The 21,450-nt window shown below is 69.4% G+C and carries 22 protein-coding genes and 1 pseudogene; 8 read left to right on the top strand and 15 right to left on the bottom strand.

Going from position 1 to position 21,450, the window contains the following annotated elements; genetic code table 11:
- Positions 1-3,177, top strand: a complete 3,177-nt coding sequence (locus AC0685_RS30350) for an NACHT domain-containing protein (RefSeq protein WP_478228622.1) — start codon at positions 1-3, stop codon at positions 3,175-3,177.
- A 3-nt stretch (positions 3,178-3,180) separates the two neighbouring features.
- On the opposite strand, the gene rdgB is transcribed toward AC0685_RS30350, so the two are convergent.
- The 5 genes from rdgB to AC0685_RS30325 are packed head-to-tail and all read right to left on the bottom strand — an operon-like array spanning position 3,181 to position 6,848.
- Positions 3,181-3,786, bottom strand: a complete 606-nt coding sequence (gene rdgB, locus AC0685_RS30345; RefSeq protein WP_125734467.1) for an RdgB/HAM1 family non-canonical purine NTP pyrophosphatase — start codon at positions 3,784-3,786, stop codon at positions 3,181-3,183.
- Positions 3,783-4,559 (bottom strand): ribonuclease PH, encoded by a 777-nt coding sequence (gene rph, locus AC0685_RS30340; RefSeq protein WP_478228621.1) that lies wholly within the window; start codon positions 4,557-4,559, stop codon positions 3,783-3,785. Before rph ends, rdgB begins: the two co-directional genes overlap by 4 nt.
- A 23-nt stretch (positions 4,560-4,582) precedes the next feature.
- Positions 4,583-5,350 (bottom strand): MBL fold metallo-hydrolase, encoded by a 768-nt coding sequence (locus AC0685_RS30335; protein ID WP_478228620.1) that lies wholly within the window; start codon positions 5,348-5,350, stop codon positions 4,583-4,585.
- 29 nt (positions 5,351-5,379) lie between these two features.
- Positions 5,380-6,186: a glutamate racemase gene (gene murI / locus AC0685_RS30330; protein ID WP_340683698.1), complete on the bottom strand. Its 807-nt coding sequence runs from the start codon at positions 6,184-6,186 to the stop codon at positions 5,380-5,382.
- A complete protein-coding gene (locus tag AC0685_RS30325) occupies positions 6,183-6,848 on the bottom strand; it encodes a rhomboid family intramembrane serine protease (protein WP_478228619.1) in 666 nt (221 codons plus the stop codon). Before AC0685_RS30325 ends, murI begins: the two co-directional genes overlap by 4 nt.
- A gap of 82 nt (positions 6,849-6,930) precedes the next feature.
- Between AC0685_RS30325 and AC0685_RS30320 the strand changes: the two genes are divergently transcribed.
- The gene (locus AC0685_RS30320; protein WP_478228618.1) at positions 6,931-7,803 is read left to right on the top strand and encodes an arylamine N-acetyltransferase family protein; all 873 of its coding nucleotides are present in this window, start codon (positions 6,931-6,933) and stop codon (positions 7,801-7,803) included.
- Here AC0685_RS30320 and AC0685_RS30315 read toward each other — a convergent pair.
- From AC0685_RS30315 to clpS, 7 genes and pseudogenes are all read right to left on the bottom strand, one after another.
- Positions 7,764-8,482 (bottom strand): annotated as a pseudogene (locus AC0685_RS30315) (aspartate/glutamate racemase family protein). The gene AC0685_RS30320 and the pseudogene AC0685_RS30315 overlap by 40 nt on opposite strands.
- Positions 8,483-8,751: 269 nt before the next feature.
- Positions 8,752-9,702, bottom strand: coding sequence for a PLP-dependent cysteine synthase family protein (locus tag AC0685_RS30310; RefSeq protein ID WP_340683700.1), 951 nt, complete (start codon positions 9,700-9,702; stop codon positions 8,752-8,754).
- Between the two features lie 3 nt (positions 9,703-9,705).
- Positions 9,706-9,978: a MoaD/ThiS family protein gene (locus AC0685_RS30305; RefSeq protein ID WP_340683701.1), complete on the bottom strand. Its 273-nt coding sequence runs from the start codon at positions 9,976-9,978 to the stop codon at positions 9,706-9,708.
- A gap of 72 nt (positions 9,979-10,050) precedes the next feature.
- Positions 10,051-10,467 (bottom strand): M67 family metallopeptidase, encoded by a 417-nt coding sequence (locus tag AC0685_RS30300; RefSeq protein WP_016336788.1) that lies wholly within the window; start codon positions 10,465-10,467, stop codon positions 10,051-10,053.
- Between the two features lie 120 nt (positions 10,468-10,587).
- Positions 10,588-11,580, bottom strand: a complete 993-nt coding sequence (locus AC0685_RS30295) for a P1 family peptidase (protein ID WP_478228617.1) — start codon at positions 11,578-11,580, stop codon at positions 10,588-10,590.
- The gene (locus AC0685_RS30290; RefSeq protein ID WP_034308812.1) at positions 11,577-12,134 is read right to left on the bottom strand and encodes a DUF2017 domain-containing protein; all 558 of its coding nucleotides are present in this window, start codon (positions 12,132-12,134) and stop codon (positions 11,577-11,579) included. The genes AC0685_RS30295 and AC0685_RS30290 overlap by 4 nt, the downstream gene beginning before the upstream one ends.
- Positions 12,131-12,430 carry an ATP-dependent Clp protease adapter ClpS gene (gene clpS / locus AC0685_RS30285; protein ID WP_005165655.1) on the bottom strand — a complete coding sequence of 100 codons (300 nt, stop codon included), beginning with the start codon at positions 12,428-12,430 and terminating at the stop codon, positions 12,131-12,133. Before clpS ends, AC0685_RS30290 begins: the two co-directional genes overlap by 4 nt.
- 74 nt (positions 12,431-12,504) lie before the next feature.
- Between clpS and AC0685_RS30280 the strand changes: the two genes are divergently transcribed.
- Genes AC0685_RS30280 through AC0685_RS30270 form a run of 3 tightly spaced genes read left to right on the top strand, consistent with a single transcriptional unit; the run spans position 12,505 to position 15,055 of the window.
- Positions 12,505-13,809 (top strand): nicotinate phosphoribosyltransferase, encoded by a 1,305-nt coding sequence (locus tag AC0685_RS30280; RefSeq protein ID WP_340683703.1) that lies wholly within the window; start codon positions 12,505-12,507, stop codon positions 13,807-13,809.
- A 20-nt stretch (positions 13,810-13,829) separates the two neighbouring features.
- The gene (locus AC0685_RS30275) at positions 13,830-14,405 is read left to right on the top strand and encodes a nicotinamidase (RefSeq protein ID WP_007028267.1); all 576 of its coding nucleotides are present in this window, start codon (positions 13,830-13,832) and stop codon (positions 14,403-14,405) included.
- Positions 14,402-15,055: a bifunctional 4-hydroxy-2-oxoglutarate aldolase/2-dehydro-3-deoxy-phosphogluconate aldolase gene (locus tag AC0685_RS30270; protein ID WP_478228616.1), complete on the top strand. Its 654-nt coding sequence runs from the start codon at positions 14,402-14,404 to the stop codon at positions 15,053-15,055. Before AC0685_RS30275 ends, AC0685_RS30270 begins: the two co-directional genes overlap by 4 nt.
- Before the next feature lie 66 nt (positions 15,056-15,121).
- Here the strand turns inward: AC0685_RS30270 and AC0685_RS30265 are convergent, their stop codons facing one another.
- Positions 15,122-15,787 (bottom strand): choice-of-anchor P family protein, encoded by a 666-nt coding sequence (locus AC0685_RS30265; RefSeq protein ID WP_478228615.1) that lies wholly within the window; start codon positions 15,785-15,787, stop codon positions 15,122-15,124.
- Positions 15,788-15,940: 153 nt separating this feature from the next.
- On the opposite strand from AC0685_RS30265, the gene AC0685_RS30260 reads away from it, so the two are divergent.
- The 3 genes from AC0685_RS30260 to AC0685_RS30250 all read left to right on the top strand — a co-directional run bounded on the left by AC0685_RS30260 (position 15,941) and on the right by AC0685_RS30250 (position 19,143).
- Positions 15,941-16,549, top strand: coding sequence for a biotin transporter BioY (locus AC0685_RS30260; protein ID WP_478228614.1), 609 nt, complete (start codon positions 15,941-15,943; stop codon positions 16,547-16,549).
- Positions 16,550-16,674: 125 nt separating this feature from the next.
- A complete protein-coding gene (locus tag AC0685_RS30255) occupies positions 16,675-18,732 on the top strand; it encodes an ATP-dependent DNA helicase (protein ID WP_478228613.1) in 2,058 nt (685 codons plus the stop codon).
- A 57-nt stretch (positions 18,733-18,789) separates the two neighbouring features.
- Positions 18,790-19,143 carry a hypothetical protein gene (locus tag AC0685_RS30250; RefSeq protein WP_126732697.1) on the top strand — a complete coding sequence of 118 codons (354 nt, stop codon included), beginning with the start codon at positions 18,790-18,792 and terminating at the stop codon, positions 19,141-19,143.
- A 75-nt stretch (positions 19,144-19,218) separates the two neighbouring features.
- On the opposite strand, the gene AC0685_RS30245 is transcribed toward AC0685_RS30250, so the two are convergent.
- Together AC0685_RS30245 and AC0685_RS30240 are read right to left on the bottom strand one after the other, a co-directional pair.
- Positions 19,219-19,623 carry an OsmC family protein gene (locus AC0685_RS30245; RefSeq protein WP_478228612.1) on the bottom strand — a complete coding sequence of 135 codons (405 nt, stop codon included), beginning with the start codon at positions 19,621-19,623 and terminating at the stop codon, positions 19,219-19,221.
- A gap of 76 nt (positions 19,624-19,699) precedes the next feature.
- The gene (locus AC0685_RS30240) at positions 19,700-21,448 is read right to left on the bottom strand and encodes a serine/threonine-protein kinase (RefSeq protein ID WP_478228611.1); all 1,749 of its coding nucleotides are present in this window, start codon (positions 21,446-21,448) and stop codon (positions 19,700-19,702) included.
- Positions 21,449-21,450: the final 2 nt, after the last annotated feature.

The raw sequence follows: 21,450 nt of genomic DNA, 5'->3' as shown, positions 1-21,450 counted from the left end.
ATGACGGGGCTGGAGGGACCCGCACTCAAACTGGGCGGCAGTATCGCCACGCACGCGGCGAAGTCGTGGCTGCAACGACGGCGGAAGAAGACCGAACGCGAGTCCAGCCTCGCCGAACTGGCGGCGGACGAACTCAAAGGGCCGCTGGAACAACGCAAGCTCGAGAATCTGGTGGAGACGATCGGCCTCCAAGTGGCCGAAGAGCTGAAACCGGTCCTCGTCGCACGGTTCTCGACGCTGCCCGAGAACGAGATCACCGCGGCGTTCCTCGCGGTCGAGGACACGCTCGGCAGGGTCGATCTCTCCGATGAAGCCCTCCTGGCGGACGACGCCGACCCGGAACTCCTGGCCCGGCGCGTCCGCGAACAGTTTCCCGCTCGCTCGGCCCTGCTCGCCGGGCGGGCGGCGGATCTGCACGAGCTGGCACTGGATCAGTCTTGCCGCCACCTGGTGATGGTGGTGCGGCACCTGCCGTCGTTCCAGCCGACGACGCTCGCCGAGATCTTGGGACGGCTGACCCGGCAATCGGACCAGCTGGACCAACTCCTCGCGCGGGTCCCGAAGACGAGCCTCACCGCTCCTGCGGGAACCGACCACGACGCGGAGTTCAGGGAGGAGTACCTGAGCCTGCTCGCACGGAAACTGGACAAGCTCGATCTGCTCGGGTTGACCAAGGACGACCAGCCGACGCTGCCGCTGACGGTCGCCTACCTCAGCCTTTCCGTGTCTTCGGAAAGATCGCGCGGCGACGACCGGCCGAAAGACTGGTTCGAGAAGCACCCCGCCCGCCGTGACGGGACGACCATGCGGGCGGAAAGCGCGATCGGTGAGGAGCATCGGACACTGGTCCGAGGCGAAGCGGGTTCCGGCAAGACCACTCTGCTGAACTGGCTCGCGATCAGCGCGGCGGGCGGGCGTTTCACCGGGAAGCTGGCTTCGTGGAACGGATTCGTCCCGTTCCCGATCCGGCTGCGGAGCTTCGCCTCCGGCGAACTCCCCGGCGCCGAACACTTCGTGACTCACGCCGCCCCCACGCTCGCCGGACGGGCACCTGCGAACTGGGCGGACCGCGTGCTGCGAAGCGGAAAGGCGATGATCCTGGTCGACGGCGTCGACGAGGTCGAACCTCCCCGCCGCCGCAAGGTCAAGGACTGGCTCCACGAACTCGGGCTGACCTATCCGGAAGCACGTTTCGTCGTCACCTCCCGGAGCGCAGCGGCCGATCAGCGGTGGCTGTACCAGGAAGGCTTCGGCTCCGTTCTGCTGGAACCGATGAGCGCCAACGACATCCACGCGCTCGTCGACAAATGGTACGAGGCGGCGGTTTCGGTCCGTCCCGAAGAGGATCTCGACGAAGCCCGGCGACGGCTGCTGAGCCAATTGAGCAACCGGCCACATCTGCGCACACTGGCTTCGAGCCCGTTGCTCTGCTCGATGCTGTGCGCGTTGAACTGGGCGCACCGTTCGGAACTGCCGCGCGACCGGATGGACCTGTATCGCAAGGCGTTGTCGATGCTGCTGCACTTGCGCGACACCGCGCGCAGCATCACCGTCCTGCTCACCGAACAGCAGAAACAGATCCTGCTCGGGCATCTCGCCTGGCGGCTCACCTCCAGTGGCAAGGTCGAGCTGCCGAAGGACGAGGTCCTGGAGCACATCGCCTATCGGCTGCGCTGGATCCCGCACGTCGACTACGACGCCGAAGAAGTACTGAACCATCTCCTCGAACGCAGCGGTGTGCTGCGGGAGCCGGTGAACGGCCGGGTGGACTTCGTGCACCGGACCTTCCAGGAGTTTCTCGCCGCGAACGAGGCCACCGAAGCACGCTATCTGGACACCTTGATCGCGAACGCGCATCGGGACACTTGGCGAGAGACCGTGATCATGGCCTGCGGTCACGCCAAACACCATCAGGCCGACAAGCTGCTCACCGAAATCCTCGATCGTGCCGACGCGGAACAGCGGCACACCCGTCGCTTGCGGCTGCTCGCGGCGGCCTGCCTGGAGACGGTCAGCAACGTCGATCCGGCCGTGATCGAACGAGTCGAACAGGTCATCCGAGAGCATCTCGTCCCACCACGAGACCTTCGGGAAACCCAGTCTCTCGCCTCTGTCGGACCCCGGCTTTTGCGCTATCTCCCGGAAAACACCGACGGGCTCAGCGAGGCGGCGGCGGCCGCGGCCGTCCGGGCGGCCACGCTCACCGCGGACGACGACGCCCTGCCGCTTCTGCGCAGCTACGCCCAAGACGGTCGGGAGAAGGTCCAAAAGCAGCTCAGTGAGGCTTGGCAATACTTCGATCCGGAACGCTTCGCCGACGAAGTGCTGGCCGATTCGCCTTTGTGGAACGGCGAGTTCGAAGTCAATGCCGGCAGGCTGGTGCCGTACACGGGAAGGCTTCGCCATCTTGACGCCTTGTCCGTAAGACTCCCCGGCTCCGAGAAACAGTCCGATCTCGGCCTGCTCGCGGACGTCCCCGCTCTTCAGGTAGTCGACCTGGACTTCAACGAAAACGCCGCTGTGGACGTGACCTCGTTGACCGACCACCCGGCGCTGACGGCGGTCAGCTTGCACTTCGCCAAGAAGTACACCGGGCTGCAAGCCCTGAGTTCCTTGGCGGCACTCGAAGAGCTGACCCTCTTCCGGTCCACGCCGTGGCGCGGGCTGGAAGCATTCAGCCGCCTGACGCAGGTGCGTAGCCTGACGCTCGATCACCTGCAGTCAGTCGCAAGTCTCGAAGCCCTCACCGCGATGACCTCACTGACCACGCTCAGTCTGTGGGAGTGTTCTCGTCGCGCACTCGCCGCCACACCGCCGATTCCCGGAATCGACATGTTGAGCCTGCACAGCGAAGTGAAGACCGGAATCACCGCACGGTTGATCGCCGAGACGTTCCCCGGCCTGACCTACCTGTCGGTGACCGCCGTCGACATGACGGATTTGACCCCGCTGGCCGGAATTCCACTGACGTCGCTTCATCTCTCGTACTGCGCTCTGGGCGACCTCGGCCCACTCGCCTCGCACCCCACGCTGAAGGACGTCCTCATCTACGCCGACGACAAGGGGGGCGCGGTGGACGTCAGGCCGTTGGCGGACCTCGACATCACTCTCGTCGCACGACCGAAAGCCCGCATAACCGGACTCGACGAACTCGGGCCCAACGTGCGGATCCTCTGACGGTCAGCCGGCCAGCTTCCTCAGCTCTCCCACCAACGCGCGCAACGCCTTACCCCGATGCGAAGCTTCGTCCTTTTCGGACGGTTCCAGCTCCGCGGAAGTCCGAGTCTCACCCTCGGGCACGAAGATCGGGTCGTACCCGAATCCGTTGGCACCACGACGTTCCCGGATCAGCGAGCCGCGCCATTCCCCGCGCACCACGGTTTCGTCGCCGCCGGGGACGACCAGCGCGGCCGCGCAGACGAAGGCGGCGCCCATGCGCTCGTCGGGGGTGTCGGACAGCTGCGCCAGCACGAGATCCAGGTTCGCCTCGTCGTCGCCGTGCTTTCCCGACCAGCGTGCCGAGAGCACGCCCGGCATGCCGTTGAGCGCGTCGACGGTGATACCCGAATCGTCGGCGATGGCCGGGAGACCGGTCGCGGCGGCCGCGTCCTGGGCCTTCGCGAGCGCGTTGCCTTCGAAGTCCGGCGCGGTTTCGGGCGCTTCGGGGAACTCGGGGACGTCGGCGAGGCCGATGACCTCGACGCCCTCGATCCCTTCGGCGACCAGGATGCGCCGGAGTTCACCCAGCTTCTTCGCGTTGCGGGTGGCGAGGAGCAGCTTGGTCACTTCGCGCCCTTCTTCTTGTCCGGACGCGGCTCGGGAAGCTCGCCGGGATACGGCAACGCGAGGGCTTCGGTCTGGAGACGGGTCAGCTCCTCGCAACCCGCGAGGGCCATGTCCAGCATGGTGTCCAAAGTGGACCGGGCGAAGGTGGCGCCCTCACCGGTGCCCTGCACCTCGATCATGGTCCCGGCGTCGGTGGCGACGACGTTCATGTCGACCTCCGCGCGCGAGTCCTCTTCGTAGGGCAGGTCGAGGCGCACGCGGCCGTCGACGACCCCCACGCTCACCGCGGCGACCGAAGCCGAAAGGGGCTGCGGGTCGGCGAGGCGGCCAGCCGCGCCGAGCCAGGTGACAGCGTCGGCGAGCGCGACGTAGCCGCCGGTCACCGCGGCCGTGCGGGTGCCGCCGTCGGCCTGGATGACGTCGCAGTCGATGACGATCGTGTTCTCCCCCAGCGCCGCCAGGTCGATGCAGGCGCGCAGGGACCGGCCGATCAGCCGGGAGATCTCGTGGGTGCGGCCGCCGACGCGGCCCTTGATGGATTCGCGGTCGCTGCGGGTGTTGGTCGCCGACGGCAGCATCGCGTACTCGGCGGTGACCCAGCCGAGGCCGGAACCGGCCCGCCAGCGGGGGACGCCTTCGGTGACGCTCGCCGCGCACAGCACCCGGGTGTCGCCGAATTCGATCAACACCGAACCCGCGGGCCACCGCTGGAAGCCACGGGTGATCTTGATGTCGCGAAGCTGGTCGTCGTTCCTGCCGTCTTTTCTCGCCACGGCAGCCACTCTAGAACCCCGCGTCAGAGGTCGTAGACGGCGCCCTGCTCGACCAGCTCGGCCGCGGGGAACGCGACGGCCGCCTCGGCGAGGACCGCGTCGCGGTCGGTCCAGGGCGCGACGTGGGTGAGCAGCAGCCGCCCGACCCCGGCCTTGCGTCCCAGCTCCCCCGCTTCCTTGCCGGACAGGTGGACGCCGGCGGGCCGGTCGGGCGAGTCGGTCCACGACGCTTCGGACAGCAGGACGTCGACGCCGCCCGCGAGATCGGCCAGGGTGTCGCAGACGCCGGTGTCCCCGGTATAGGCGAGGGTCTTGCCGCCGTGCGCGAACCGCAGGCCGAAGGCCGGGGTCGGATGGTCGACCGGGACCGCGGTGACCTCGAACGGCCCGATCTTCATGGGCTCGGCCCGCAGGACGTCGAAGGCGAAGACGTCCGAGAGATCGGTGGTCGCCCGCTCGTCCTCGTTCGCCGCGTACGCGTAAGTGAGCCGCTCCCGCACGTCCGACGGCCCGTACACCGGCAGCCGCCGCGGCCTAGCCGGGTACGGCAGCGCGGGGTGGTAGCGCCGCAGCACGGTGAGCGCGCTGACGTCGGCGCAGTGATCGGGGTGCAGGTGCGACAGGATCAGCGCGTCCAGGTCGAACGGGTCGCGCAGCGCCTGAAGCCTGGCGAGCGTCCCGTTGCCGAGTTCGAGCCCCAGGACGAACCCGTCCGCCTCGATCAGGTAGCCGGACGCGGCGGCGTTGGGCCCGGGGATGCTGCCGGAGCAGCCGAGGATCGTGAGACGCACTGTGACACCTTAAGCACGGAATCGGCGATTTAGGCGCTGGTGGGAGCCAGCACACCCGGAGCGAAGCCCATGAACCGCTGAGCGAGTCTGGTGAACGGCTCGGCGGATCCGGTGGCGACGAACTCGTGCCGCGGCGGGGTGTCGCGCTCGGCGAGGAGGTCGGCCTCGGTGAGGACGCGCACGAGGTCACGCGCGGTCTCCTCGGCGCTGGACACCAGCGTGACGTCCTGGCCCATGACGATCTGCAGCACCCCGGACAGCAACGGGTAGTGCGTGCAGCCCATGACCAGCGTGTCGACCTGCGCGTCCAGCAGTGGTTCGAGATAGCCCTGTGCGAGCCCGAGCACCTGGCGCCCGGTGGTGATCCCGCGTTCGACGAAGTCCACGAACCGCGGGCACGCGACGCTGGTGATCTCGACATCCTGCGCGGCGGTGAAGGCGTCGTCGTAGGCGCGCGACCGCACGGTGCCCTCGGTGCCGATCACGCCGATGCGGCCGGAGCGCGTCGCGGACACGGCCCGGCGCGCGGCCGGGAGGACGACCTCGATCACGGGGACGTCGTAGCGCTCCCTCGCGTCGCGAAGGCAGGCGGCGGAGGCGGTGTTGCAGGCGATGACCAGTGCCTTCACCCCGCCTTCGACGATGTCGTCCAGCGCTTCCAGCGCGTACTGGCGCGCGGTGGCGATGGGTAGCGGACCGTACGGGTTGCGGGCGGTGTCGCCGACGTAGCGCAACTGCTCACCGGGCAGCTGTTCCAGGATCGCCCTGGCGACGGTGAGCCCGCCCACTCCGGAATCGAAGACGCCGATGGGGGCGTCGGCGCTCGGCTTGGTCACACGGCGAGGCTACCGGGACCGGTCGCTTTCCTGGCTTGGGACCTGTCCACCCGCGCCATCAACCAGGCCGCGAAGACCCCGGACAGCGCACCGAACAGGTGGCCTTGCCACGAGACGTTCGGATCACCCGGCAGCAGTCCCCAGAGCATCCCGCTCCAGATGCCGAGCAGCACCACGGCCACCAGGATCTGCCCGACAGCGCGGTTGAAAATGCCTCGGACCAGCAGGAACGCGAGCCAGCCGAAGGCGACGCCGGACGCTCCGACGGTCACCGTGCCGCCCGGCGAGATCAGCCAGACACCGACGCCGGAAAGCACCCAGATGATCGCGGTGACCAGCACCCACCGGCCGATGCCCGCGGACATCGCGAGGAAGGCGAACACCAGCACCGGGACGGTGTTGGAGAACAGATGCCCCCAGCCCGCGTGCAGCAACGGCGCCCAGAGCACGCCGTCGAGCCCGGAGAGGTCACGGGCGAGGATGCCGCCCTGGTCGAGGTCGGCGGGCAGCACGACGTCGACCAGCTCGACCAGGTAGAGCAGCACGGTGAAGGCCAGTGCGACGATCGCCGCGGCCCTCGGGTTCGGCGGCAGGACGCGTTTGGCCGGATCCGTACCGGACGGCTCGCTCGCCGGGGCCGGCAGGGGAGGCAAAGTGGTCACCTCCACAGGCTACGACGGCGAACGGCGAGATCGCCTCCGTGAGAACCCTGATTTGTCGGTGGGCGCCGTTACGGTCGATCACATGGGGATTCCTTCTTCCGAGCACGTCGACGTGCCCGCCTACCTCGCGCGACTCGGCCTCGAGCACGAGCCGCCGAGCCGCGACGCGCTCTTCCGGCTGCACGCGGCCCATGTGGAGCGGGTGCCATACGAGGATTTCGAGGTCCAGCTGGGCCGGGTGACGTCCCTGGACCCGGCGGTGTCGTTCGGCCGGATCGCCGCCGGCCGCGGCGGCTACTGCTATCACCTCAACGGCGCGTTCTCGGCACTGCTGCGGGCGCTCGGCTACCAGGTCACCCGGCATCCGAGCGGGGCACAGATGGCGGGCGCGCGGTCCGGGATCCACCTCAACCACCTGGCGCTGACGGTGACCGGGCTGCCGGAGGAACCCGACGCCGGCTGGCTGGTCGACGTCGGGCTCGGTGACGGCGTCCACGAGCCGCTCCCGCTGCGTGAGGGCGAGTACAAACAGGGGCCGCTGGTGTTCCGTATACGGCTCTCGGAGGTCACTCCCGGCGGCTGGCGGCTCGATCACGATCCGCAGGGCAGTTTCGTCGGGATGGATTTCGCGCCGGAGGCGGCCGTGATGGCCGACTTCGCCGAGAAGCACGTCGAGCTGTCCACGTCCGAGGATTCCGGTTTCGTCCGCACGCTGGTGGTGCAGCGGCGCGACGCGGAGGGAGTGGATTCGCTGCGCGCGCTGACCTTGAGCGGTCTGCCGGGCGGCAAGACCGTGCTGGAATCACCGGCCGAGTGGTGGGCGGCGATCGAGGACGTCTTCGGCGTGCCGCGCGGCGGTTTCACCGGTGAGGAACAGGACAGGCTGTGGCGGCAGGCCGTCGCCCAGCACGAACGTCACACCGCGGGAGGGAGTGAGGCCTTGCCCAGCGCGTAGTCCACGGCCGCTTCGGCATGCAGCCTGGTGGGGGGGGGGGGAAGGTGGGCACCGGGCTGTCCTCGGGGCCGACGAGCAGCTCGATCTCCGTGCAGCCGTAGATGACGCCCTCCGCGCCCTCCTCGACGAGCCTCGCGATGACCTCGCGGTACCGCTCACGGGAGTCTTCGGTGACGACGCCGTGGACGAGTTCGTCGTAGATGACCCCGTGCACCGTCTTGCGGTCCTCTTCGCCGGGCACGAGCACGTCGAGGCCGTGCGCGGCGAGGCGTTCGCGGTAGAACGGCTGGGCCATGGTGAAACCGGTGCCCAGGAGCCCGACACGCTCGACGCCCGCGGCCTTGATCGCGGTCGCCGTGGTGTCGGCGAGGTGCAAGAGCGGCACGCCCAGGCCGTCGACGAGCTGGTCGGCGACCTTGTGCATCGTGTTGGTGCAGAGGACGACGAAGTCCGCTCCGGCGGCTTCGAGCGCGAGGGCGGCGCGGTTCAGTTCCCGCCCGGCGTCGTCCCAGCGGCCTTCGGCCTGCATCGCTTCGATCTCGGCGAAGTCCACGGAGTACAACACGGTGCGCGCGGAGTGATACCCGCCGCGCAACTCGCGGACGCGTTCGTTGACCAGCCGGTAGTACTCGGCCGACGATTCCCAGCTCATCCCGCCCAGCAACCCGATGACCTTCATACCCGCCATCGTGCCAGCGTCGCCCTTGCGCTGGGTCTCGTGAGTGGTAAGGACGGTTCTAACCGTCCTTACCACTCACGAGGGGACCTGGACCAGCCTTAACGTGCCGTTGCCGGCGTTCTGGTGTCCGTGAAGGCCTCCTTCCCTACCTTCAGGGTAGGGAAGGAGGCCTTCACGGACTCACGACCAATGCCGCCACATTCAATAAGTGCCTGAGACACCCTTGGCCCTGACCGTCCTTACCACTCACGAGGCCAGGGTGACGCGGATCAGGCCCAGAGCTGCCCGTCGAGCCTTTCGGCCGCTTCGTCGAGCGAGCCGGAGTACGCGCCCGTCGAGAGGTACTTCCACCCCGCGTCAGCGACCACGAAGGCCACATCGGCGGGCTTCCCCGCGGCGGCGGCCTTCTCGGCGACGGCCAGCGCCGCGTGCAGCACGGCACCCGTCGAGATCCCCGCGAAGATGCCTTCGTGCTCCAGCAGCTCGCGGGTCCGGCGAAGCGCGTCGTACGCGCCGACGGAGTACCGGCCGTTGAGCACGCTCGCGTCGTAGAGCTCCGGCACGAAACCTTCGTCGAGGTTCCGCAGGCCGTACACCAGCTCGCCGTAGCGTGGTTCGGCCGCGATGATCTGCACGTCCGGCTTCACCTCGTGCAGGTAGCGCCCGACACCGACCAGGGTGCCGGTGGTGCCGAGACCGCCGACGAAATGCGTCAGGGTCGGCAGGTCCTTGAGCAGTTCGGGCCCGGTGCCGCGGTAGTGCGCGTCGGCGTTGGCCGGGTTGCCGTACTGGTAGAGCATCACCCAGTCCGGGTTGGCCTCGGCCAGTTCCTTCGCCCGGCGCACGGCCTCGTTGGACCCGCCGGCGGCCGGGGAGAAGACGATCCGCGCGCCGTACGCCTGCAGCAACTGCTTGCGCTCGGTCGAGGTGTTCTCCGGCATCACGCACACCAGGCCGTAGCCCTTGAGCTTCGCGGCCATCGCGAGCGCGATCCCGGTGTTGCCCGACGTCGGCTCCAGGATCGTGGAGCCGCGCCGGAGCGTGCCTTCGCGTTCGGCGGCCTCGATCATCGCCAGCGCGGGGCGGTCCTTGATCGAACCGGTCGGGTTGCGGTCCTCCAGCTTCGCCCACAACCGCACGTCATGGGTGGGCGAAAGCCGGGGAAGGCCGACCAGCGGCGTGCCGCCGAGCGCGTCGAGCAGCGACTCGAAGCGAGCCATCGATCAGCCACCGGCCACGGCGGGCAGGATGGTCAGGGTGTCGCCGTCCTTGACCTCGGCCTCGAGCCCGCCGGAGAAACGGACGTCCTCGTCGTTGACGTAGACGTTGACGAAGCGGTGCAGCTTCTCTTCCTTGACCAGGCGGGCCTTGAGGCCGCCGTGGCGGGACTCGATGTCGTCGATCACCTCGAGCACGGTCTTGCCGGTCGCCTCGACGGACTTCTCGCCGTCGGTGTGCGTACGCAGGATGGTCGGGATGGACACGGTCACGGCCATGGTTTTCTACCTCCGGTGGGTTCTCTGCTACGCAGACGTTCTGTTCGGGCCGGGTTATTCCCAGGCCCGGGTTCAGCCGATGATCTCGACGGGCTCCTCGGTGATCTCCCCGTCCACGATCCGGTACGACCGGAACTGGTGCGAATCGGGGTCCTTGGTGGAAACGAGCACGTAGTGCGCGTCGGGTTCCGAGGCGTACGAGACATCGGTTCGGGACGGATAGGCGTCAGTCGCGGTGTGCGAGTGGTAGATGACGACGGGCACCTCGTCGTTGGCGTCCATCTCGCGGTAGAGCTTGAGCAGATCACCCGAGTCGAATTCGTAGAACGTCGGCGAGCGCGCCGCGTTCAACATGGGGATGTACCGCTCGGGGCTGTCCGATCCCTCGGGACCGGCGATCACCCCGCACGCCTCGTCGGGATGGTCACGACGGGCATGGGCGACGATCTCGTCGACGAGTTCACGGCGGATCCGGAGCACGTCGCCCATCTTAGGTGCTGGACGGGGCCGGTCCACACTCTGAGATCGCCGCCACTCATACCCGCGTTTGGTCCTCTGGATGCGGTCCTTGCACACGCAAGGACCGCATCCAGAGGACGAAACGCGTGGTCAGGAGAACGCTTCGGGCCAGACGTCGCGGTACGCGCGCATGTCCCCCGCCGAAGTGGCCGAAAGCACGCCGTGCACCATCGCGCGCCCGAAGACCCGCGCGGCCGCCGAGCACAGTGTGTCCAGCACCAACGCGCGCCGCGCCGCCGCGACGGGACCCGCGCCGCCGGGGAGTTCCCGATCGCCGGTCGCCAGCGCGAACACCGTGTCGCCGTCGAACATCGTGTGCGCGGGCCGCACGGCCCTGGCGAGACCGTCTTGCGCGGCCACCGCGAGCCGCCGCGCCTCCGCCTTGGACAGCGCCGCGTCGACCGCGACCACGCCGATGGTCGTGTTGAGCCCCGCCGCCTTCGCCTCGACGTCACCAGGCCGATCGGGCCAGCGGACGCCGAACTCGCCGTCGACCTCGTGGTCCGCCGCGTACGCGCGCCCCGTCGAGAGATCCACGGCCTCGCCGGCGGCGTTCACGGCGGCGACGACGCCGACGGTGAACTCCCCGACCTTCTCCGAGGCCGTCCCGATCCCGCCTTTGAGTGATCCCGCCTTCGCCCCTGCGCCCGCACCGACGGTCCCGAGCGCGACCGGACCCCCGACGGCCGCTTCGCAGGCCGCATAACCGAAGGAGGCGTCCGGACGGTTGCCCCACTCGCTGCGCGGCAGGTCGAACAGCACCGCGGCGGGCACGATCGGCACCACCTCGTGCGGTTCGGTTCCCACCGGGATGCCCAGGTTCCGCTCGGCGAGCCAGCGCATGACGCCGTCCGCGGCGGCCAGGCCGTACGCGCTCCCGCCGGACAGGCAGATCGCGTTGACGTGCTGGACCAGGTTCTCCGGCTCCAGCAGGTTGGTCTCGCGCGTTCCGGGCGCGCCGCCGCGCTGGTCGACGGCCCCGACCGCGCCGCCGGGGACCAGCACGACCGTCGTCCCGGTCGCCCAGCCGTCGCCGACCCGCTCGTGATGCCCGACCAGCACCCCCGGGACGTCGGTGATCATGACGTCAGCGACTGGATGAGGGTCTCCTGCACCCAGGTCAGCCAGTGGTAGACGCCGAGATGCGGCGCGCGGGGATCGTCCTCGGGCAACTCGTCGGGCATGTCCTCGGTGACGTCGAGCGCGGTGCCCAGCGCCAGCCGGACGTCGTTGAGCGCGCCCAGCCACGCGTCGGCCTGCTCGAAGGTCAGCCGGACGTTCCCGCCGTCACGCGGCAGGGTGTCCAGCACGATCTTGGCGACGCCGACCTTCTTGTCCAGGAGCTCGGGCTCGTGGATCGACCGCATCGCGGCGGCCGAGTCGATGTCCTCGCGGGTCGGGTTGTCCGGGTCCAGCTTGTGGAAGTCCGGCAGCAGCCGGGACAGGACCGGGTCGTCCGGCGATTCGGTCGGGCCCATCCGGATGCCGGTCAGTTCGGCCAACTCGTCCTGCGGCGCCTCTTCGGCGCGCGCGGTGAGCATGTCCTCCAGCTGGCTGACCAGGCCCCGCAGCACCGCGGCCTCCTGCTGCTCGAACCCCGCGACGATGGTGTCGCCCTTGCGGCGCCATCCGTTCATGAAGGCTGCTCCATGGTGGCCCAGAGGCCGGCCGCGTGGAGTTTCGCGACGTCGGTCTCCACCTTCTCCTTGGAACCGGACGACACGATCGCCTTGCCCTTCTGGTGCACGTCGAGCATCAGCTTCGTCGCGTGGTCCCGGCTGTAACCGAACAGCTTCTGGAACACGTACGTCACGTACGACATGAGGTTCACCGGATCGTTCCAGACGACCGTCCGCCAGGGTTTGTCCTCAGAGACGACCTCTACTCCCTGTGGATCAACCTGCGTCTGCTCGGATGCGACAGGCGTGGACATGCACTCCATGGTGTCACGGGCCCGTTCCGGTATGGGCTGGCAGGTCCGGCCATGTGGGTGAATAGGCTGATGCCATGGGTTTCCCCGAGGCGGCCACTGGCGCCAGCACCGCGCTGCTCACCGACCACTACGAGCTGACCATGCTGGCCAGCGCCCTGTCCGACGGGACGGCGGACCGGCCGTGCGTCTTCGAGGTCTTCGCACGTCGTCTGCCCGACGGCCGCCGCTACGGCGTCGTCGCGGGTACCGGGCGGGTCCTCGACGCGATCGCCGACTTCCGGTTCACCGACGCCGAGCTGAGCCAGCTGGAAGCGACGGCCGTCGTCGACGACGCCACCCTTTCGTGGCTCGCGGACTACTCCTTCTCGGGGAACATCGACGGTTACCCCGAGGGCGAGCTCTACTTCCCCGGTTCCCCGATCCTGACCGTCACCGGCTCCTTCGGCGAGGCCGTCGTGCTGGAGACGCTGATCCTCTCGATCCTCAACCACGACAGCGCGATCGCGTCCGCCGCGGCGCGGATGTCCGGTGCCGCGCACGGCAGGCCGATCATCGAGATGGGTGGCCGCCGCACGCACGAGTACGCCGCCGTCTCCGCCGCGCGGGCCGCGTACCTCGCCGGCTTCGCCACGACCTCCAACCTCGAAGCCGGCCGCCGCTACGGGATCCCGACGCGGGGCACCGTCGCGCACGCCTTCATGTTGCTGCACGACAGCGAGGAACAGGCGTTCCGCGCGCAGGTGGACAAGATGGGCACCGACACCACGCTCCTGGTGGACACCTACGACATCACCAAGGGCATCGAAACGGCCGTCCGGGTGGCCGGGACCGAACTGGGCGCGATCCGCATCGACTCCGGCGACGTGGGCCCGCTGGCGCGCAAGGCCCGCGAGCAGCTGGACGCTCTCGGCGCCAAGGACACCCGCATCGTGGTGTCGGGCGACCTCGACGAGCACGCCATCGCGGCGTTGCGCGCGGAACCCGTCGACGCGTACGGCGTCGGGACCTCGGTCGTCACCGGTTCCGGCGCGCCGACCGCGGGGATGGTCTACAAGCTCGTCGAGGTGGACGGCAGGCCGGTCGCCAAGCGCAGCGCGCACAAGGAATCCCGCGGCGGCCGGAAATCCGCGCTGCGACGGCACCGCGAGACCGGCACCGCCGTCGAAGAGGTGATCTGGACGGCCGCCTCGCAGGTCCCGGAACAGGGACCGAACGACCACGAATTGCAGATTCCGCTGGTCCGGGACGGCCGGACGGTGGATGATTTGCCCACGCTGGACGACGCGCGCCAGCGGCTTCGGCGGGCGCTGGTGAGCCTTCCGTGGGAAGGCCTCAAACTCTCGCACGGGGAGCCCGCCATCCCGACCGTATTCGTCTGAAGAGAACTCAGGAGCAACACATGGGGACCGCCTTGATCGTGGTCGATGTGCAGAACGACTTCTGCGAAGGCGGGTCGCTCGGCCTGCCCGGCGGCGCCGCCGCCGCCGAAGCGATCTCCAAGCAGGCCGCGGAAGGCGGTTACGCGCACGTCGTCGCCACTCGCGACTACCACATCGACCCGGGCGATCACTTCAGCGAGACACCGGACTTCAAGGACAGCTGGCCGCGTCACTGCGTCGCGGGCACTTCCGGCGCGTCGTTCCACCCCGCGCTCGACGTGGTCCCGATCAGCGAGGTCTTCTCCAAGGGCGAGTACACCGCCGCGTACTCCGGCTTCGAAGGCAACGCGCGCGACGGCAAGACGCTCGACGCGTGGCTGAAGGAGCACGACGTCACCGAGGTCGACGTCGTCGGCATAGCGACCGACTTCTGCGTCCGCGCGACGGCGCTCGACGCGGCGAAGGCCGGTTTCAAGGTCCGGGTGCTGCTTGACCTCACGGTCGGCGGCTCGCAGCCGACCGTTGACGCCGCGCTCAAGGACTTCGACGAGGCGGGCGTGACCTACACCGGAAAGGCGCCGGTCCCGGCCGCATGATCCAGCACGACCTCCAGGACACCCTGATCGAAAACCGGCTCGTCGCGATCTTGCGGGCCGCGGAAGCGAGCCGGTTCGCCGACGCCGCCACGGTGCTGCACGCGGCGGGCGTGCGAGTGCTCGAAGCGGCGTTGACCACGCCGGGCGCCACGGACGCCATCGCGACCATCCGCAAGAAGCTCGGCGACGACGCGCATATCGGCGCCGGCAGCGTGCGCGAGGTGTCCGATGTGGACAAATCGGCGGACGCCGGCGCGACCTTCCTGGTCACGCCGACGGTGAACCCGCTGGTCATGGAGCGCGCGCACGAACGCGGGCTGCCGGTGATCTGCGGCGCGCTGACCCCGACCGAGATCGACCAGGCGTGGCGTCTCGGCGCGGCGGCGGTGAAGGTCTTCCCGATCGCGGCCGTCGGCGGGATCGCCTACCTGCGGGCGGTCCGGGCGCCGATGCCGGACATCCCGCTGGTGCCGACGGGCGGCGTGCACCTGGCCGACGTCGCGAAGTACCTCGAGTCGGGCTCGATCGCCGTCGCGGCCGCCACGCCGCTGGTCGGTGACGCGCTCACCTCGAAAGGGTCGCTGACAGATCTGGCGACCCGCGCGAGTGAGTTCGTCGCGGCGGCCGCGAAGTACGTCTCACGCACCTGACGCATTTCGTCCTCTGGATGCGGTACTTGCGTGTGCAAGGACCGCATCCAGAGGACGAAATGCGGCTTAGGGCTTCTTCTTGCCGTACGGGTCGCAGCGCGCGGTCCCGAGGTAGATGTCGCCCTTCGCCGGACCGCCGCCCTGCGGGAACAGCTTGATGTGCAGCATGTGCGTCACGAGGCTCCCGTCGGGCGGCGTCGGCGTGACGGTCTCGTTGACCGTGAGCGACGCCAGCGCCGTCCCGCCCTTGCCGCCCGCGATGGTCAGCCGGTAGTTCTGCGGGATGTTCTCCGGCAGAGTGAACCCGGTGACGTCGCCGAACTCGATGTAGCCGAGGCTGCCGTCCTCGGTGGTGCTGCACTTCGCCATGAACGTGCGAACCTTGATCACCGGACCGCCGAACCGCTTGAGCAGGGTGGTCTCGAACCGCCGCCCGGCCGCCTCGCCGACGGCCACCTCGCCGTTCCGGCCGCAGCGCGACTCACCCCCGCTGAACCGGGCGAAGTCGCCGACGACGCCGCCCTGGGTCTTCGCGGTCAAGGGACCGTCGACGTCGCACGGCGCGAGTTCGCCCGTGACCACGTGCTCGTCGCCGATCTCCACGTCGAGCGATCCGACCGACGCGGCCGCCGTCGCGGGGGCGGGCCCGGCCGACGCGACCGCCGGACCTCCCGCCACCAGCGCCCCGGTCAGCATCGTCACCGACAACAGCCTCGAAACGGGTTTCCTCATGTCCGGCAGCCTCCACCAACCACCGGTCCCGTGCAGGGTCATGCCACCCGGACGAGTGGACGCGCGATGACCGTGAGGTGGCCGACATTCGGTCCGCGACCCGTCTTCTGACGTTAACCTCGGTTCACATTCGTGTACTCATAGGAGGTCTGAGTGTCTTCGCTGTCTGTGACCGGCACCCGTCCGGTTCTCGCCGACCTCGTTCCCGGCGCACTGGTCCGTGACGCGGTCCTGGTCGCCGGTGGTGCCGCCCTGACCGGCGCGGCCGCGCAGATCCTGATCCCGGTGCCCGGCTCCCCGGTGCCGATGACCGGCCAGACGTTCGCCGCCCTGCTGGTCGGCGCCGCGCTCGGCTGGAAGCGCGGCGCGCTGTCGATGGCGCTGTACCTCGCCGTCGGCGCGGCCGGATTCGGCTGGTTCCAGAACGGTTCTTCCGGCCTGTTCGGCGCAAGCGCCGGCTACATCGTCGGCTTCGTGCTCGCGGGCGCGCTGGTCGGCGCGCTCGCCGGCCGCGGCGGGGACCGCACGCCGCTGCGCACGGCGGGGACGATGGTGCTGGGCAACCTCGCCATCTACTCGGTCGGCGTGCCGTGGCTGATGGCGTCGACCGGCTTCGGCCTGTCGACCGCGCTCGAAAAGGGTGTCGTGCCGTTCCTGATCGGTGACGCGCTGAAGATCGCCGTCGCGGCCGCGCTGCTTCCGGGCACCTGGGCGCTGGTCTCGCCTCTCCTTGAAGACAAGCACGGCCGCAAGGAGTCGTGACCGGTCCTTTCATAGCCCCACGAGCTGCAATGAAAGGTCCCTTCCTTGCAAAATTCGCAAGGAAGGGACCTTTCATTGCACGGGGCGGACGATCTTGACGGTGCCCCCGGCTATCGTCTTGTCCCGTGCCCTCCCGTGCTGATTTCCCCGGTGTCCTCGAACTCCTGACCCACGCGGTCGAGTCCGTGGGCGGTGCCGAGCGCGAGGGCCAGGTCAAGATGGCGGACGCCGTGGGCCGCGCCATCCGCACCGGCGAGCACCTGGCCGTCCAGGCGGGCACAGGTACCGGGAAGTCGTTGGCCTATCTCGTTCCCGCGATCCGGCACGCGGTCGAGAAGGAGGCCACGGTCGTGGTCTCCACGGCCACCATCGCCCTGCAGCGCCAGCTCGTCGACAGGGATCTCCCCCGGCTGGCGAAGGCGCTGAAGAAGCCCCTCGGCCGCGAGCCCACCTTCGCGATCCTCAAGGGCCGCCGTAACTACCTCTGCCTCCACCGGCTCGATTCCGGCGCCCCGGACGAGCCGGAGGATCAGCAGTTGTTCGACCCGTTCGCCGTCTCCCGGCTCGGCAAGGAGGTCACGCGGCTGCGGGAATGGTCGTCCGACACCGAAACCGGTGACCGCGACGAGCTGGTCCCTGGCGTCTCGGACCAGGCGTGGCGCCAGGTGTCGGTCACCGCCAAGGAATGCCTGGGCGCCTCGCGCTGCCCCATCGGCACGGACTGTTTCGCCGAGCGGTCCCGCGCCGAGGCGGGCAAGGCCGACGTCGTCGTCACCAACCACGCGCTGCTGGCGATCGACGCGCTGCAGGGCTACCAGGTGCTCCCCGAGCACGACCTGGTGATCATCGACGAGGCGCACGACCTCGTGGACCGCGTGACGTCCGTGGCGACCGGAGAGCTGACCAGCGGCATGGTCTCCGCCGCCGCCCGGCGCTGCGGGAAACTGGTCGACGACGAGGTGGCCGACCAGTTGCTGGAGGCGAGCGACGGGCTGGCCCTGATCCTCGACGACCTGCCGTCCGGCCGGATGGATTCGCTGCCGCAGGCCCTCACCGGCGCGATCCCCGCGGTCCGCGACGCCGCGCATCGCTGCCTCACCGCGCTCGGCAAGGACCGCAAGGAGGACGTCGACGAGGCCACGGCCCGCAAGCTGGCGCGGTCGCTGCTCGAAGAGGTCCACGACACCGCGGTCCGGCTGCTCGAGGCCTTCGACGACGACAAGGCGCATCAGCGCGACGTCGTCTGGCTGACCGGGGACCGCTTCTCCACGAACCCTCGCCCGCCCGCGCTGAAGGTCGCTCCGCTGGGTGTCGCCGGTCTGCTGCGGGAGCGGGTCTTCAACCAGCACACGACCGTCCTCACCTCGGCGACGCTGACCCTGGGCGGCACGTTCGACACCATGGCCCGCCAATGGGGTCTCCCGCCCGGCGGCGCCAGGGTCGAGAAGGCACCGGGCGCGGCGACGGACAAGGCCGCCCCCGCCGACAGCGACGACGTCGACGGCCCGAAGTGGACGGGCCTCGACGTCGGCTCCCCGTTCGACCACAAACGCAACGGAATCCTCTACCTGGCCAAGCATCTGCCGCCGCCGGGCAGGGACGGCTTGCAGCCCTCGACCATGGACGAGCTGGCCGAGCTGATCGAGGCCGCGGGCGGGCGCACACTCGGCCTGTTCTCCTCGATGCGCGCGGCGAAGCAGGCCACCGAGGAGATGCGGGAGCGGCTCGACCTGCCGATCCTCTGCCAGGGTGACGACGCCACCGGCCTGCTGGTGCAGAAGTTCTCCGAGGACGCGCGCACCTGCCTGTTCGGCACGCTTTCGCTGTGGCAGGGCGTCGACGTGCCCGGCCCGTCGCTCCAGCTCGTGGTGGTCGACAGGATCCCGTTCCCCCGCCCGGACGACCCGGTCTCCTCGGCCCGGCAGCGAGCCGTGGAAGCCAGAGGCGGCAACGGTTTCCTCACCGTCGCGGCCACGCACGCGGCGCTGCTGCTCGCACAGGGCACCGGACGGCTGCACCGCTCGGTCAGCGACCGCGGCGTCGTGGCGATCCTTGATTCGCGGCTGGCCACCGCCCGCTACGGCGGATTCCTGCGCGCCTCGCTGCCGCCGTTCTGGCCGACCATGGATCCGAAGGTCGCCCGCGACGCGCTGCGCCGCCTCGACGCCGCCGCCCCGGCCTGAGTGGCCTGGAACACGGCCGAGTACCGTTAACGGAACGCCGAAGACAGGGAGAACCGGTTGTCCCACGAGTCGCCCAACGCACAATCCCGGACCGTCAGCGTCGATGACACCGGAGTGCGGCGCCAGCTCGCGGACGGAAGCGAGGAAGCCGTCACGTGGTCCGAGCTGTCCGCGGTGGTGGTCAGAGTGATCCCTGAAGGCCCGTGGAAGGAAGACGTCTTCTTCATGCTCGCCGGCGCCGACGGGAAGGGCACCGCGATCCCCAGCGGCGACCCGGCCGCCGACGCGCTGATCGAGCGGTTGCAGACGCTGCCCGGCTTCGACAACGAGAAGTTCATCGAGGCCATGACCACCGACGCCGACGAGGCGTACGTGGTCTGGAGTGCCGAAGGCCACCCGGCCAAACACTGAGCCCAAGTGCAATGAAGGGGCCTTTCATAGCAAATTTTGCTATGAAAGGCCCCTTCATTGCACGCGAGGGAGGGCTTACTCGACCGGGAAGCTCTCCGTGACCGGGATGCCCTTCTTCAACGTCCGGCTCACCGTGCACAGTCTCTCGATGGCGCGGTCCACCGCCCCCGCGAGCGCCTCGCGCTCCTCAGCGGCGAGCGAGGACACGTTGACGTCGAAAGCCACGTGGACGGCGTCAAGCTCCGAAGCGCCTTCCCGCTGGTCCGCCGTCACGCCGACCCGGAACTTCGAGTCCTCCCCGATCCGGCGCGTGATGAGGTTCTCGGCGGTGACGGCCGAGCAGCCCGCCGCCGCGATCTGCAGCAGTTCGGCGGGCGAGAAGGCGCCCTCGGCGCCCTTGCGGCCGATCACGACCTCGGCACCGCGTTCGTTGCGGCCGATGAAGCGGTGCTCACCGTCGCGCTGGACTTCCAAAGACACGGTTTCCCTTTCAGTGTCCGTAGGCGAACCCGCGTCCGCCATCGACGTCGGCAGGACGCGGCCTGGTCTTTCTCTTTCAGAGTGGCGGCAGCCTGGGGGCGATCTCGCCGGCCAGCCGTTCCGCGGCCGGGCACATCTCCTGCGGCTGCTTGACCTTGTCCGCGACGTAGATCTCCACCGTCTCGATCATGGCACGACCGTTGCCGGCGAAGGTCCGATGCGGAATCTCGGCCTGACAAGCCTTCCACTCGGCCGAGACCTCGACGAAGGCTTCCCGCGATCCGAGAGCGACCCGTCTGCCGTCGTCCTCCAACGGCGCCCGCTCTCGTTCGAACCGGATCGTCACCTCGGTCTCGCGATGGTTCCAGGAGCACTCCCAGTTGCCGAACACCGGATTAGGCGCGGCCGGACCGCCGACGATCGCCTGGGGCAGATCCCCGCCCAGCGCGCAGGCGTCGAGACTCCCGAGCGAACCGGCGGGAAAGGGAGCGGGACGCCGTTCGACCGGCTCCCGGTTCAGCACGCTCACCGCGTGCGTGGCCACCGGATCGACGTAGTCGCAGAGTTGCGCGTGCCAATTCCGGATGTGCCGGGCGTGCACCCATACCTGGTTGCCGTCCGGCAGCGGGATACCCCGTGCGCACTTGTCTTCGGAGTCGCTCGGGATCTCGCGCACGATCAGCCGCCCTGGCATCGGCTTGTCCAGCAACGGCGACGTCGGCGTCGTCAGTTCGAGCCGGATGTCGACGATGTCCTCCTTGTCGGGGCTCAGGCGCAGGAGGACGCCGCAGGCGTTGAAGTTGCCGGTGGCGCTGTCCAGTTCAGGGGTCCCGAGATGGTTCAGCACGGACGGGTCCACGAGCGCACAAGGATCCGCCGTCCGCCGGTCTCCGACCAGTTCGGACGGCGGGCCCGCCGCGATCGACGCGGGTTCTCTCGTGGCGTAGAGCAGGCCCCCGGTCAGCATCAGGACCGCCGCGACGGCCGCGATCGCGATGGCGCGCTTGGTCACCCGGAAACGTCGCGTCCGCACGGGTACGGCGACGTCCGCGACCTCGGACAGCAGCTCGGCGGCGCGGACGGCGTCCGGCCGCCCGGCGGGTTTGCGCCGCAGCAGTTCCATCAGCGCGGGCGCCAGCGGTCCCGCCCGGCGGATCGGTTCCAGCGTGTACGACGTCGCCCGCCGGAGCTGGACGAACGGACCGACGCTCGCGTCTCCCCACACCGACGTGCCCTCGACGGCGGCGAACAGTGTCGCGCCCAGCGAGAACACGTCCGCCGCGGCACCCGCCTGCCGTCCCTCGGCCATCTCCGGCGCGACGTAGCCGGGCGTCCCGACGTCGAGGCCGCCGCCGGTGCGGGTCACCTCCGCCCACTGCGCGATGCCGAGGTCGGTGAGTTTGGCCGTACCGTCGTCGGCCACCAGGACGTTGCCCGGTTTGAGGTCGCGGTGGACCATGCCCTTCTCGTGCATCGCCGCGAGCGCCGCGGCGAGCTGGACCCCGATCTTGGCCACCTTGCCGGGTGGCAGCGGCCCGTCGGCGTCGATGACGTCGGCGAGGCTGCGCGAGGGCAGGTACTCCATGACGAGCCAGCGATCGTCACCGTCGATCACGGCGTCGAAGACGGTGACGACGTTCGGGTGATGCAGGCCCGCGCCGATCCGTGCCTCGCGCCGGATCTGGCCGCTGTCCCCGGCCTGTGAGCGTTTGAGGGCGACGACCCGGCCGAGGTCCAGATCGGTGGCACGCCAGACCACACCCATGCCCCCGGCGCCGATCCGCTCCTCCAAGCGATAGCGCCCGGCGATCAGCCGGTCACCCATGC

Source organism: Amycolatopsis sp. NPDC043889, from assembly GCF_056435645.1.
The sequence above is the reverse complement of the archived record's forward strand: the minus strand, read 5'-3'. Positions and strand labels throughout refer to the sequence as shown.